The sequence below is a fragment of the Amycolatopsis sp. GA6-003 genome, from assembly GCF_046267895.1.
In the GTDB taxonomy this organism is placed as follows: domain Bacteria; phylum Actinomycetota; class Actinomycetes; order Mycobacteriales; family Pseudonocardiaceae; genus Amycolatopsis.
This window is the reverse complement of record NZ_CP176499.1, coordinates 396,140-409,707: the sequence shown is the minus strand read 5'-3', so window position 1 is coordinate 409,707 and position 13,568 is coordinate 396,140. Positions and strand designations below refer to the sequence as shown.

The window sequence follows — 13,568 nt, the reverse complement described above, 5'->3', positions numbered from 1 at the left end:
GACTGCCCGGCCTGACGACTGTCCACAGTGGTCGCCAAGTGCTCCACAATGGACAGTCAGGGATTTTTCTTTTCAGAAAAGGGGAAACTCAGCAGCCGCGCGGGTGATAAGCAGTGGCGCGGGCTCGGCTCAGACCTCGCGGACCGACTCCGCCACGAATCCGGTCAGCACCAGCCGCGCGGTGCACCGGCTGTGCCCGGAAGCCGTCCCCGCGGTCCGCCGCACCACGACCTCGTACCGCCGTCCGCCCGCGCGAACGAGGACGCTCCGGGTCTCCCCGCGGGATTCTTCCGCCACGGCCAGCACCGAATCGAGGCCGCGCAGGCCGGTGCGGCCCCGGATTTCGATCTCGGCGAACTGCGACCACGCGCTTTCCGCGGAGGTGCGGCCGCGCAGGTTCTCCAGCCGGACGTTGCCGCCGAGCGCTTCCTTCGCCGCCAGTTCGGCGTCGGGCACCGCGAGGCTCCCGTGGAGGCAGCCGTCCGGGACGGTCAGGAGGTTGCCCGCCCAGCGGTCCCCGCCGACGTGGCTGACTTCCCACACCCGTCCGGGATGGTTCTGCGCCAGGCTGGTCGCGAGCGGGCGGCCGAACACGGCGCAGCACATGTCCTTGCTGCCGTGGGTGCACACGAGAAAGAGCGGCCCGGACACCGGTTCGCCGTGCCCGCCGCGTCCGGCGGCGACCGCTTCGAGGTCGAGGTGGGCGATTTCGGCCAGGTCGGCGACGTCGAGCCGTTCCGTCCAGCGGCGGCCGGGCTCTCCGCTGGCGACGTAAACCGTGCGCGGGGCCCCGGGCGTCCGCGCGTGCCGCCCCGGCTTCCGGATCAGCAGGGGACGCAGGCCGGCGGCGCGCGCGGCGTCGAGGCGGCCGGCGGGGAAGACGGTGGCCAGTACTTCTTCGAGAGCGTCCGGGCCCCACGAACCCGGGTGCTCGATCAGCAGCCACGACGTCATGCGCGCGGCGGTCCCGGCGGGCTCGCCGCCCAGCTCGCGAGTCAGCGCGGCGCATCCGGGCGCGGCGTTCCGGCCCGGGAAGCAGATCCCCGGGCCCGAGTGCTGCACGTCGGGCTTAGGCATGCCTAAGTATAGCTGACGGCGCGCGCCGCCCCTTCGACCCGACCGTTCCCGGTGCGCGACATCACTCGATCGGGTAGCACCCGCCTCCGGTCCGCGACCGGCTGACCGCGCCGTGGCTCGACGGCCCCCACAGCGCCCCACTCCGCGTGCGAGACAGCGCGGATGAACGGCGTACCGACGAAGGCGGCGAACGACGCCCCGCAGATCCGCCGAAGGCGCCCCGGCTCAAGCCCGAGCCACGAGACCCTGGACCACCAGCTCCTTCAGCAGCGCCCGCACCGTCGCCGGAGGCAGTCCCGGCGCGGCGTCGGCCAGCACCTTGAACGGCTGCGGCCCGCACCCCAGCAGCGCGGCGAGCACCGGTCGCGCGGCCTCGGCGAAGACCAGCCGCTTGCCCGCTCCGACCAGGGCCACCGTGCCCTCGCCCGTCACCAGCGCGGCGCGCGGGACCAGCAGCCGGACTTCGAAATCGTCGTCCGGGGGAAGCAGTTCGGCCGTCGCCGCCCACGGCAGGCCGACGCGGGTCTGGGCCGGGGCCTGGGCGTCCCGGTCGGCGAGGAACCGGTCGACCACGTCGCCCGCGGTCAGCTCGGCCAGCCGGCGGCGCAGTGCCTCGGCTCGCTCGGCCCGGACGTCCGGGCCGGCGAAACGGGGCAGGTCGGCGCGGAACAGCTCGTCGGACCGCAGCTGGTCGGCCAGCCACGCGACGAGGTCCACGCCGGTGGCGGCATTGAACCCGATCGTCAGGTGCAGGGATTCCTCGCCGACCGCGGACACGTCGTGCCAATGCCCGCGCGGCAGGTAGAGAACGTCGCCGTCCTCCAGCAGGAAGTCGTCGTACGGCTCGCCCTCGGGGCGCTGCGGAAGCTCGACGTCCCGCTGCAGCGGCGAACGCCGGGTGACCCCGTGCAGGCGCCACCGCTTCCGCCCGGAAAGCTGGATGATGAACGCGTCGTGGTCGTCCCAGTGCACGTCGAAGCCGTGCGTGGTGCCCCAGCCCGCGTACAGGTTCACCTGGATCCGCTCGCGCAGGTCGTGTTCGAGCCTGGTCGCCAGTTCTCCCACCTCGGTGACCAGTTCGTTGACCGAGTCGAGCACCAGCGTCGCGCCGGCGCGCAGGTGTTCGGCGAACGGGGCCGGCAGCACGCGCGGGACCATTCCGTTGCGCCGCGTCGACACCATCTCCGTGTAGGTGTGCGCGGGGACGACGTCGCCGTCGCGCGCGAGCCGCAGCCGGGGGAATTCCAGCCGGTGCTGGCGCAGCACCCGGTCCAATTCCGGCCACGGGAGCAGGGACGCGAACCGGCCCTTCTCCCCCGGGAACCGCCGCGGCGCCTTGCCGAGGACGTCCGCGAAGAACTGGCCGGCCTCGAGCGGTGCGACGAGGCCGGCCAGTCCGGGAATCTCCGTCATGGAGCCCGGCAACGGCTAGTCGTTGCCGTCGTTGTCGGCCACGGCGCCGTTGGCCTTGCCGCGGTCCACCGCGGCGGTCAGCGGCTCCACGCTCAGCAGCAGACCGCTGGCGGCCGTGTCGGTGTCGGTTGTCATGGGTTCTTGAGCCATCCGGACCTCGCAACGTCGACGACTGGGCGCGCCTCACGCTACGGGAGATCGCCGGGGCGGACATCGGTCATTTGAGTGCTCTTCGGCGGGGCGATGATCACCCTCGGCAGCGCCGTTCAGCCGGAGGCCCAGTCGGCCCGGATGTGCTTCAGATGCGCCCGCACCTGCGCCTCCAGCCGAACCCAGTCCCGGGCGACGATCGTCGCCAGCATGTCCCGGTGTTCGCGTGCCGAACCGGCCAGCCGGCCGTGCCCGGCGAGCTTTTCCAAGCCGTACAGCCGCGTCTGGTCGCGCAGGGCGGCGATCGCGTCGGTCAGCCGCCGGTTCCCGGCCAGTGCCAGCAAGTCCAGATGGAACCGGCGGTCCGCCTCGAGGAAGCGCGCGACGTCGCCCGCCTCGGCCGCGGACTCGATGTCCGCAGCCAGCCCGTCCAGCCGGGCGAGGTCGCCGGGAGCGGCGGCGGCCGCGGCGGACAGCGTCGCCGGGACCTCCAGCAGCACCCGCATCTCGTAGATCTCGTCCAGGTCGCGTTCGGTCATCGCGACGACCCGGTAACCGCGGTTGCGGACCGGTTCGAGCAGGCCCTGGTTGACCAGCGTGAGCAGCGCCTCGCGCACCGGGCTGCTCGACACGCCCAGGCGCGTCGCGAGCGCGGCGGCCGAATAGATGTCGCCGGGCCGCAGTTCGCCGGACACCATCGCCTGCCGCACCACTTCGAGCACTTGCTCGCGCAGGTTCGTGCGCTGCAGCTGCGGCATGCGACGCTCCTCCGGCTTGACTCCGCCCGCTTCCCTCCCGCATCGTAGCCGAGTAACCGGTAGCCGGTTACTAAGGAGTAACTATGCCTGAGGTCCGGGGTTACTGCACGTTGTGCCGGTCGCGCTGCGGCGCGGTCTACACGGTCGAGAACGGCGCGCTGCGCGGCGTCCGGCCGGATCCCGCGCATCCCACCGGCGCCGCGCTGTGCCCGAAGGGCCGGGCCGCGCCCGAGCTGGTGCACTCCCCCGAGCGGCTGCGCACGCCGTTGCGCCGCACGACGCCGAAGTCCGACCCGGATCCGCGCTGGCGCGAGATCACCTGGGACGAGGCGCTGGCCGAGATCGCCGAGCGGCTCGGCGGCATCCGCGCGGCGAGCGGGGCCGAAGCCGTCGCGTTCTCGGTCACCTCCCCCAGCGGCACGCCGATGTCCGACTCGATCGACTGGGTCGAGCGGTTCATCCGGCTCTTCGGCAGCCCCAACACCTTGTACTCGACCGAAATCTGCAACTGGCACAAGGACTTCGCGCACGCGTTCACGTTCGGTTCGGCGTTGCCCGCCCCGGATTACGCGGGCACCGAATTCGCGGTGCTGTGGGGGCACAATCCGGCCAAGGCGTGGCTCGCGCAGTCCGCCGCGCTGGCCGGGGCTCGCCCGCCGAAGCTGGCCGTCGTCGATCCGCGGCGGACGGCCAGCGCGGTCCAGGCCGAGCACTGGCTGCGGGTCCGGCCGGGCACGGACGGCGCGCTCGCGCTCGGTGTCGCGCGGGCGTTGCTCGAGCGCCGCGGGCACGACGAGGCGTTCGTGCGGTCGTGGACGAACGCTCCGCTGCTGGTCCGGGCCGACACGGGCCGGTTTCTTCGGGCGGCGGAAATCGATCCCGCGGCGACCGGGTTCGCGGTGTGGGACGAAGTCGCCGGCCGAGCCGAGCCGTACGACCCGGAGTTTCCCGCGCTCGGGCCGGAAAGGTTTGCCCTGCACGGAAAACGTCGCGTGCGCACGGTGGCCGGTTCGGTCGACTGCGTTCCCGCGTTCGAGCACTACGCGCAAGCCTGTGCCGCATGGCCGCTCGATCGAACCGAAGCGGTGACAACCGTCGAGGCCGCGGCGATCGAAGCTTTCGCGGCCGACCTTGCCGAGGCTAAGTCCGTGACGTACGCGGCGTGGTCGGGCGTCGGTCAGCACGCGAACGCCACGCAGACCGAGCGCGCGATCGCCACGCTCTATGCACTCACCGGCAGCTACGACTCCCCCGGTGGCAACGTCGTACTGCCGAAGCTGCCGATCGCCCCGGTCACGTCGCCGGATCAGCTCACGCCCGAGCAACGCGCGAAAGCCCTTGGCCTGGCGGAGTTTCCGCTCGGACCGCCGGCGCAAGGCTGGGTGACCGCGCGCGATTTCTGCCGCGCCGTTCTCGACGAGAAGCCTTATCCGGTACGAGCATTGGTGTCGTTCGGCGGGAATCTGCTGCTGTCCCAACCGGATCCGCGGCGAACCGCGGAAGCGTTGCGGCGGCTGGAATTCGCGGTGCATCTCGACCTGTTCGAGAATCCGACCTCGCGATTCGCCGACCTTCTGCTTCCGGTTCAGACGCCGTGGGAGCACGAGGCGGTCAAGGCCGGTTTCGAGATCAGCCAGGCCGCGCAGGAGCGCGTGCAGCTGCGGCCGCGGCTGACCGCTCCGATCGGCGAGTCGCGTTCGGACACTGAGGTGGTCTTCGAGCTGGCCCAGCGGCTCGGGCTCGGCGCGGAGTTCTTCGACGGCCGCATCGAGGACGGCTGGGATCATCAGCTGGCCCCGCTCGGGCTCACTGCCGCGCAGCTGCGCGAGCGGCCGGGCGGAGTCGATCTGCCGCTCCACACCGAGTACCGCAAATACGCCAAGCTCGCCGAAAACGGTGCGGTGGCAGGGTTTTCGACGCCCACCCGGCGCGTCGAGCTGTATTCCGAACGGCTCGCCGAGCATGGCCAGCCCGCCGTCCCGGCCGCTGAGCCGCCGGCCCCGGACGCCCGGCTCCCGCTGGTGCTGACCTGCGCGAAGAACGGCTACTTCTGCCACAGCCAGCATCGCGGGATTTCGTCGCTGCGCAAGCGGTCGCCCGAACCGGCCGTCGACCTGAGCGCGGAACTCGCCGCGGAGCGCGGGATCGAGGACGGGCAGCGGGTCCGCATCACGACCGCCGCCGCGGACGTCCGGATGCGGGCGCGGATCGATCCCGCGCTGCACCGCGACGTGGTCGTGGCGGAGTACGGCTGGTGGCAACCCGCCCCGGACCTCGCACTGCCCGGGTCGGACCCGCTCGAGGACGGCGGGACGAACTACAACCTCCTCGTCGGCGACGCCGCCCACGACCCGGTGAGCGGGTCCGTTCCGCTGCGCTCGACGTACTGCGACGTCCGGCCGGACGAACCGGAGCCGTGGACCGGACAGCGGGAGTTCGTGGTCCAGCGGGCGGAGTTCGAAACCGAGGACATCCGGTCGGTGCTCCTCGAACCGGCGGACGGGCGGTCCGTGCCGGAGTTCCGCGCCGGGCAGCACATCACCGTCGCCTGGCCGGACGCCCCGGAACTGGCCCGCAGTTATTCGCTGACCGGGCCCGCGAACGCCCCGGACGGCGGGTACGCGATCGCGGTGCGGCGGGTGCCGGGCGGGCGGTTCTCGCCCGCTGTGCACGACCGGCTCCGGCCGGGGACCCGGTTGCTGGTCACGGCTCCCTCGGGCGGGTTCGCGCTCCCGACCGTCCACCCGCGACCGATCGTGCTGCTCGCCGCCGGGATCGGGATCACGCCGTTCTTAAGCTATCTGGAATCGCTCGATCCCGCGTCCGCGCCGGAGATCGTGCTGCACCACGGCAGCCGCGACCGTTCCCGGCACGCCTTCCGCGAGCGCCTCGCCGCGTTGGCGGCCCGGCTGCCGAGCGTCCGGATCGTGAACCACTACAGCCGCCCCGGCCCGGAGGAGCCCCGCGACTTCACCGGCCGGATCAGCGCCGACCGGGTAGACGCCGACCTGATCCGGCGGCGGGCCCGGTTCTACCTGTGCGGTCCGGAAAGCATGCTCGACGAACTGACCGCCGGACTGGTCGAGCGGGGCGTGCCGCGCTTCGACCTCTTCACCGAGAAATTCCACGCCGCGCCCGCCCCGGTCGAGATCGCGGACGACGCCGCGGCCACCGTGCGGTTCGCGCGCTCCGGCCGCCAGCTCGCCTGGCGGGCCGGGGACGGCGACCTGCTGCGGTTCGCCGAGGCTTCCGGGATCACGCTGCCCAGCGGATGCCGGCTCGGGCAGTGCGAAAGCTGCGCCGTGCCGGTGCTGGCCGGCACCGTCGCGCACCTGGTCGCGGTCGCCGACGATCTGCCCGCTGACCAGTGCCTTTCCTGTCAAGCGGTACCCACCGCGGACGTGGTGCTCGATGCGTGAGCCTGGTCACCCCTAACCTCGCAAACCCCGTCAGGGGTGCGAAATCCGGCATCGGGACGGCATCATCGGCGAATGCCACTCGACCAGACATCGCGCGCAGTGTACGAGGACATCGTCCGGAAGAACCCGGCCGAGCCGGAGTTCCACCAGGCTGTCTTCGAGGTGCTCGAAGCGATCCGGCCCGCGCTGCAGCGGGACCCGGGCCTGCGCGACGCGGCGATGCTGGAGCGGCTGTGCGAGCCGGAGCGGCAGGTGATGTTCCGGGTGGTCTGGACCGACGACGCGGGCGCGGTGCACGTCAACCGCGGCTTCCGGGTCGGGTTCAGCTCGGCGCTCGGGCCGTACAAGGGCGGGCTGCGCTTCCGCGGCGACGTCACGCTCGGGACGGTCAAGTTCCTCGCCTTCGAGCAGATCTTCAAGAACGCGCTCACCGGCCTCGGCATCGGCGCGGGCAAGGGCGGGTCCGACTTCGACCCGGCCGGCCGCAGCGACGGCGAGATCATGCGGTTCTGCCAGGCGTTCATGACCGAGCTGGTCCGGCACATCGGCCCGGACACCGACGTCCCGGCCGGCGACATCGGCGTCGGCGGGCGCGAGATCGGCTACCTGTTCGGCCAGTACAAACGGCTCACCAACCGGTACGACGCGGGCACGATCACCGGCAAGAACCCCTTGCTGGGCGGCATTCCGGCGCGTCCGGAGGCCACCGGATACGGGACGGTGTACTTCCTCGAAGCGATGCTCGGCGCCCGCGACGACTCGTTCTCCGGCCGCACCGCGGTCGTGTCCGGTTCGGGCAACGTCGCCTGCCACGCGATCGCGAAACTCCAGGAACTCGGCGCGAAGCCGGTCGTGTGCTCGGATTCCGGCGGGTACGTCCACGATCCGCGCGGGATCGACCTGGAAGTGCTGCACGAGCTGAAGGTCGCGCGGCGCGGGCGGCTTTCCGAGTACGTCGACCACGTGCCGTCGGCGAAGTACGTCACCGGCGGCACGCCCTGGGACGTCCCCTGCGACCTCGCGCTTCCGTGCGCGACGCAGAACGAGCTGGACGAGCAGTCCGCGCTGCGGCTGGTGAAGAACAACGTGCTCGCCGTCGCCGAAGGCGCGAACATGCCGTGCACGCCCGGTTCGCTGCAGGTCTTCCGCGAGGCCGGAGTCGCGGTCGGACCCGGCAAGGCGGCGAACGCGGGCGGGGTCGCGGTGTCCGCGCTGGAGATGCAGCAGAACGCCGCGCGCGAGCGGTGGACGTTCGAGCGCACCGACCGGACCCTGCGCGACATCATGACCGACATCCACCGCACCTGCCTCGAAACCGCCGACGAGCACGGCGTGCCCGGGGACTACGTGAGCGGGGCTAACATCGCCGGGTTCCGCAAGGTGGTCGCAGCGATGGACGTCTGCGGCTACATCTGAGCGGCAGGAGGGCCGGCCGGTTCCTCACCGCGCGGAAGACAGCGTGACCAGGAGGTAGAGCAGGATCAGCAGCCCGGCGACGCCGAGCACGGCGGCGACCGCGCTGCGCACCCAGGTGACCAGCCCGGTGGCGGTGCGCTGCCGGTAGCCGGTGAAGCGGGCGTGGGTCTGGCTGGCTCTGTCCAGCAGCCCGCCCACGAACAGACCCGCGCCCAGGACAAGCAAAATGATGAGCAACGTCGGCATGACCGGGCGCCTCCTTCAGCAGCACGCTGTTCCCCGTTCAGACAACGAGAATCCCCGGGCCGGGCGGCGGGCGGCTACGGGAGAAGGTCTTCCGGTGCGGGGACTTGTGACCCGGCCCGGCGATGCTTTCCCCCGTACTGCGGTCCCGTCCGGAAAAGTGCTGCCGCGCAACGCCGTGCTTGACGCGCGCCCGGCGGAGCGCTTCGGTACGAAGATGACCGCGTATGTGGAACGTCCGCCGATTCCGGGCCTGGCGGGAGCCGTGCGGACGGTGTGGATCCAGCGCACCGGCGACGCGCCGTACGCGCAGCGGCATCTGCCGACCGGCGGCGTCGAGATCCACTTCCCAGTCGGCGGGCGGCCGCGGCTGCTCGGGCCGTTGACCGGGCCGCGGATCGAGGTCCTCCCGCCGCACACGACGGTCGTGGGCGTGCGGTTCCGGCCCGGGGCCGCCCCTCCGCTGCCTGCCGGGCTCGACGAACTGGCCGACCAGCACGTCGGGCTGGCCGAGTTGTGGGGGCGGACTGTCGAGCGGCTCGTGGAGACGGTTGCCCTCGCCCCGACGCCCGAACTGGGACTGGCCGCGCTGCAGGCGCATCTCGTGCGGGAATTCCGCCGGGCCGGCGGCCTGGACCCGCTGGTCGGGGAAGCGGTGCAGGTGCTGATGCCGTGGGACCCGGTCGGCGTCGACGCGGTCGCCGCGCATCTCGCGCTCTCGGCCAGCCAGTTGCGCCGGCGGTGCCTGCAAGCGGTCGGAATGAGTCCGAAGGTGCTTCAGCGGACGTTGCGCTTCCAGGGGTTTCTCGCGCTGGCGCAGGCCGGTGCTGTCGCGTCCGGACGGCGGGGCGCGGACGGGATGGCGAGTCTGGCGGTCGACGCCGGTTACGCCGACCAGGCTCATCTCAGCCGCGAATGTCTTCGGCTGACCGGGGTTACGCCGAGGCAGTTGCTCGGCGGCGACCTCGACCGGTGCGCATGCGGGCATGACCATTCGGCTTCGTACACGCCGTTCCTCGCTACCCGGAGACGGTCGCCGGTCCGGCTCTGAGCGCCCTGCCGTGCGCGTTTTGTTCAAGAACGGCGCGCCGGGACTCCGTAGCGTCTGTTCCGTGCTCGACCTGACTGCATTCGACGTCCTCTCCCCCGGTTCGCCGGGCTACGAGGCCAGCCCCCGAGCGAGGCTGGTCGTCCGGTGCCATTCGGTCTCGGACGTCGTTCAGGTCCTGGCCTACGCGGACGCGACCGGCGCGCGCTTCGTGCCGCGCGGGGGCGGACATTGCTTTGTGGACCGCTGCCCGGCCGACGGGATCGTGGTGGACCTGTCCGGAATGGACCGCATCACGGTGGACGACAGCGGCGTCGCGACTATCGGAGCAGGCGCTCGGCTGGGGGCGGTCTACGCGGCGTTGCACGAGCACGGCCGCACGATTCCGGCTGGCTGCGGCGACACGGTCGGCATCGCCGGGCTGACGCTCGGCGGCGGGATCGGGCTGCTCGGCCGCCAGTACGGGCTGACCTGCGATCGTCTCGTCGGCGCGCGGGCGGTGCTCGCGGACCGGAGCGTCGTGGAGTGCTCCGAAGACTCGGAACCCGACCTGTTCTGGGCGTTGCGCGGCGCGGGCGGCGGGCAGTTCGGGATCGTCACGGAGCTGCGGTTCGCGACGGTGCCGGAACCGTCGGCCTGCCGGATCGAAGGGCATTGGGCAGAGCCGGAACCGCTCGTCCGGGCCTGGCAGGACTGGGCGCCCGACGCGCCCGACGGAATCACCGTGAACCTCTCTGTCCAAACTGGACACGCGACGCTCTTCGGCGCCTCCGTTCTTCCGTCGGCGGAAACCCACGACCTGCTCCGGGAGTTCACCGCGCGGGCCGGTGTCCGGAACGCGACAGACCTCCGGCCGGACGTTCCCTACCGCTTCGTGAAGCCGACTTTCGCCGCGCTGGACCCGCCCGGAGCGAACCGCCGGTCCCGGTCGGAGTTCTTCGCCCGCCCGTTGTCGGAACGCACCGCGGCCGACCTCCTCGAACGGCTGGAGGGCAACCGGCGGCTGGCGTTCACCGCGATGGGCGGGGCGTACCGCCGGGTCGCCGAGGAGGCCACCGCGTTCGCCCACCGGGGCGAGCGGTTTCTGCTGGAGGAGGCCGGCGACCCGGACGATCTGTGGGTGGACGAGGCCTGGCGCACGGCGCACGCGGAGGGATCGGGCCGGGTTTACCCGAACTTCCCGGACCTCGCGCTCGAGGATCCGGCCGCCGCCTATCACGCGGGCAACCACCCCAGGCTCGCCGCGCTCAAGAAAAGCTACGACCCGCATCGGGTCTTCGACTTCCCCCAGGCTCTGTGAGCGACTACCAAGGAGCGTCATGACCAAAGTGTTCAGTGCCCTCTCCGTCTCGGTCGACGGGTACATCAGCGGCCGCCGCCCGGAGGGGGCCGACGAAGTCGGGAGCGGGCTCGGCGACGCCGGGGTGCTGTTCGACTGGTACTTCACCGGAGACACACCCAGCGAAGTCTTCGACGGGTTCAAGCTTTCCGAGCCCAGCGCGCGGGTTTTCGACTCGCTCGCCGCCCGCGTCGGAGCGACCGTGGTCGGGCACGCGACCTACGACCACTCAAGCCACTTCGGCGGCGGTGGCCCGCATCCGACCGCACCGCTGTTCGTGGTCAGCCGTAACCCGGTGCCGGAGCTGAGCGGGGCGCAGACCCACGCGACGAGCATCGAGGAGGCCGTCGCCGCCGCGCGGGAGGCCGCGGGCGGCAAGGACGTCGCGCTCATGGGCGGCGTCCTGGTCACCGAGGCGATCAAGGCCGGGCTGGTCGACGAGTTCGTCCTGCACCAGGTCCCGATCCTGCTCGGCGGCGGGCGGAGCTTCTTCGGCGAGCTGCCGGACCACGTCCGGCTGCGGCTGGTCGAGGCCGTCCCGGCGCCGGGCGTCACCCACCTGCACTACGAAATCCTCCGCTGAAAGGAACCCTCGTGCTGAACCCCGAAATCCGCCGCGTCCTCGACGGCGCCCCGATCGCCCACCTCGCCACCGTCCTCCCGGACGGGTCGCCGCACGTCGTCCCGGTGTGGATCGGCACGCGCGGCGACCGGATCGTCTTCCTGACCGGCCCGGACAGCCGCAAGGCCCGCAACCTCCGCCGCGACCCCCGCGTGGCGATTTCCCTGACCCCGCCGGACAACCCGTTCGAGCCGATCGTCGTCCGCGGCCGGGTGGCCGAATGGATCGAGGGCGACGCGGCGTGGGAGATCGTCGACGAGGTGGCCGAGAAGTACCTCGGGCAGCCGTACTCGCGCGAACAGGAGCGCGTCGTGGGATTGATCGAGCCGGAGACCCAGTCGGTGGGGATGTAGCGGACAGTCCGCCGCCGTCAGCCGACGAGCGGGCGCGTGCCGGGCGGCAGCTGAGCCACCCCGCCGCCCAGGTACCGCACGACCGCGTCCTGCAGCGCCCGCACGGCGCGCGGCTGCTCGACGTCCCGCCGGTACGCCAGCCGCACCACGCGGTTCAGGCCGGGCTCGGTGAACCGCGTGCGGCGGAAGCGGTCCCCGACCACGGTGCTCGGCACCACCGCCAGGCCCAGCCCGGCCTGAACCAGCTCCAGCACCGCGTCCATTTCGCCGCCTTCGATGGCGAAGAGCGGGTCGAACCCCTCGGCGCGGCAGGCGGCCACGGTCGCCTCGCGCAGGTCGTAGCCCTGCCGGAACATCACCAGCGGCCGGTCGCGCAGCGCGGCGATCGGCATCCGCCCGCGCACCGGCGCGGGAGCGTTCTTCGGCGAGATCACCACCAGGTCCTCGACGAACAGCGCACGGCTGGACAGCCGGGAATCGTCGTGGACGCGGCTGTCCACGATCATCGCCAGGTCCAGCCCGCCTTCGGACAACGCGGTCTGCAGGTCGCGCGACCCGCTTTCGTGCAGCACCAGTTCGATCCCCGGATAGTCCCGGCGGAACGCGGCGAGCATCGCGGGCAGCAGGCCGGTGCACAGGCTCGGGGTCGCGCCGAGCCGCACCCGGCCGCGGCCCAGTTCGTCCAGCTCCCGGATCGCCCGGTACGCGGTCTCCGTCTCGGCGAGGATCCGGCGCGCGATCGGCAGCAGCGTCTCCCCCGCCTCGGTGAGCGTGACGTTCCCCCGGATCCGGTGGAACAGCGCCGCGCCGACGTCCCGTTCCAGCGCGCGGATCTGCTGCGACAGCGAGGGCTGCGCCACTCTCATCCGTTCCGCGGCCCGGGTGAAATGCCGCGTCTCGGCCACTGCCAGGAAATACGCCAGCTGCTGGAACTGCATGACCCTCAGCATAGGCTCTGGCTATCGAGTTGAGAGAAATCATGTGTTTGCCCTCTCGTGGCCGCCGACTTACCGTCGGTGGCGTGGCACTCGCACCCGCTCCGCCCCGCCCTCGCCCGGCGCTCGTGAGGTTCTGGCGTTCGACCATCGGCAAGAAGGCCGTCATGGCCGTCACCGGGCTGATGTTCGTCGCGTTCCTGTTCGTGCACATGGCCGGGAACCTCAAGGTTTTCCTGGGACCGCGGCATTTCGACGACTACGCGGCCTGGCTGCGCACCATCGGCGAACCCGTGCTGCAGAACGCCTGGTATCTCTCGATCCAGCGCGTGGCGCTGCTGATCGCGTTGGTGCTGCACGTGGTCGCCGCGGTGCAACTGTCCAAACGGGACCGGCGAGCCCGCCCGGTGAAGTACGCGCACGGCCAGCGGCGCAAGGCCAGTTTCGCGACCCACACCATGCGCTGGGGCGGCGCGACGCTCGCGCTCTACGTCGTGTGGCACATCCTGGATCTCACCGTCGGCGTGGCCAACCAGGACTTCCGCGACGGCCAGCCGTACCACAACATCGTCGCCGACTTCCAGGTCTGGTGGGTCAACCTGATCTACATCGTCGCCCTGCTGATGCTCGGCCTGCACATCAACCACGGCTTCTGGAGCGCGGCGCAGACCCTCGGCATCACCAGCAAAGCGCGGGACCGGGCGCTCAAAACCGCGGGCTCCGTGCTCGCCGTCGTGATCACCGGCGGCTTCCTGATCGTGCCGATCGCCGTGATGGCGGGATGGGTGGCCTGAC

The 13,568-nt window shown here is 71.7% G+C and carries 12 protein-coding genes; 7 read left to right on the top strand and 5 right to left on the bottom strand.

Features of this window, described 5'->3' with window-relative positions; translation table 11 throughout:
* Positions 1–129 precede the first annotated feature (129 nt).
* The 3 genes from F9C12_RS01905 to F9C12_RS01895 all read right to left on the bottom strand — a co-directional run bounded on the left by F9C12_RS01905 (position 130) and on the right by F9C12_RS01895 (position 3,398).
* Positions 130–1,077: a sucrase ferredoxin gene (locus F9C12_RS01905; protein WP_409464500.1), complete on the bottom strand. Its 948-nt coding sequence runs from the start codon at positions 1,075–1,077 to the stop codon at positions 130–132.
* A 225-nt stretch (positions 1,078–1,302) separates the two neighbouring features.
* Entirely contained in the window at positions 1,303–2,490 is a 1,188-nt protein-coding gene (locus F9C12_RS01900) for a cupin domain-containing protein (RefSeq protein ID WP_409464499.1), read from the bottom strand.
* A gap of 266 nt (positions 2,491–2,756) precedes the next feature.
* Complete coding sequence (locus tag F9C12_RS01895) at positions 2,757–3,398, bottom strand: GntR family transcriptional regulator (protein ID WP_409464498.1); 642 nt, start codon at positions 3,396–3,398, stop codon at positions 2,757–2,759.
* A gap of 83 nt (positions 3,399–3,481) precedes the next feature.
* On the opposite strand from F9C12_RS01895, the gene F9C12_RS01890 reads away from it, so the two are divergent.
* On the top strand, positions 3,482–6,817 hold the full coding sequence (locus tag F9C12_RS01890) for a molybdopterin-dependent oxidoreductase (RefSeq protein ID WP_409464497.1): 3,336 nt from the start codon (positions 3,482–3,484) through the stop codon (positions 6,815–6,817).
* A 72-nt stretch (positions 6,818–6,889) separates the two neighbouring features.
* Entirely contained in the window at positions 6,890–8,233 is a 1,344-nt protein-coding gene (gene gdhA / locus F9C12_RS01885; RefSeq protein ID WP_409464496.1) for an NADP-specific glutamate dehydrogenase, read from the top strand.
* Between the two features lie 24 nt (positions 8,234–8,257).
* Here gdhA and F9C12_RS01880 read toward each other — a convergent pair whose 3' ends face one another.
* On the bottom strand, positions 8,258–8,479 hold the full coding sequence (locus F9C12_RS01880; RefSeq protein WP_409180240.1) for a hypothetical protein: 222 nt from the start codon (positions 8,477–8,479) through the stop codon (positions 8,258–8,260).
* A 94-nt stretch (positions 8,480–8,573) separates the two neighbouring features.
* Here F9C12_RS01880 and F9C12_RS01875 point away from each other — a divergent pair, with 94 nt between their 5' ends.
* From F9C12_RS01875 to F9C12_RS01860, 4 genes are all read left to right on the top strand, one after another.
* A complete protein-coding gene (locus tag F9C12_RS01875; protein ID WP_409464495.1) occupies positions 8,574–9,527 on the top strand; it encodes a DUF6597 domain-containing transcriptional factor in 954 nt (317 codons plus the stop codon).
* Positions 9,528–9,588: 61 nt separating this feature from the next.
* Positions 9,589–10,824 (top strand): FAD-binding oxidoreductase, encoded by a 1,236-nt coding sequence (locus F9C12_RS01870; protein ID WP_409464494.1) that lies wholly within the window; start codon positions 9,589–9,591, stop codon positions 10,822–10,824.
* Positions 10,825–10,843: 19 nt separating this feature from the next.
* Complete coding sequence (locus F9C12_RS01865; RefSeq protein WP_409464493.1) at positions 10,844–11,446, top strand: dihydrofolate reductase family protein; 603 nt, start codon at positions 10,844–10,846, stop codon at positions 11,444–11,446.
* An 11-nt stretch (positions 11,447–11,457) separates the two neighbouring features.
* On the top strand, positions 11,458–11,838 hold the full coding sequence (locus F9C12_RS01860) for a PPOX class F420-dependent oxidoreductase (protein ID WP_409464492.1): 381 nt from the start codon (positions 11,458–11,460) through the stop codon (positions 11,836–11,838).
* Between the two features lie 17 nt (positions 11,839–11,855).
* Here F9C12_RS01860 and F9C12_RS01855 read toward each other — a convergent pair whose 3' ends face one another.
* Positions 11,856–12,776, bottom strand: coding sequence for a LysR family transcriptional regulator (locus tag F9C12_RS01855; protein ID WP_409180235.1), 921 nt, complete (start codon positions 12,774–12,776; stop codon positions 11,856–11,858).
* An 83-nt stretch (positions 12,777–12,859) separates the two neighbouring features.
* On the opposite strand from F9C12_RS01855, the gene F9C12_RS01850 reads away from it, so the two are divergent.
* A complete protein-coding gene (locus F9C12_RS01850; RefSeq protein ID WP_409464491.1) occupies positions 12,860–13,567 on the top strand; it encodes a succinate dehydrogenase cytochrome b subunit in 708 nt (235 codons plus the stop codon).
* Position 13,568 lies beyond the last annotated feature (1 nt).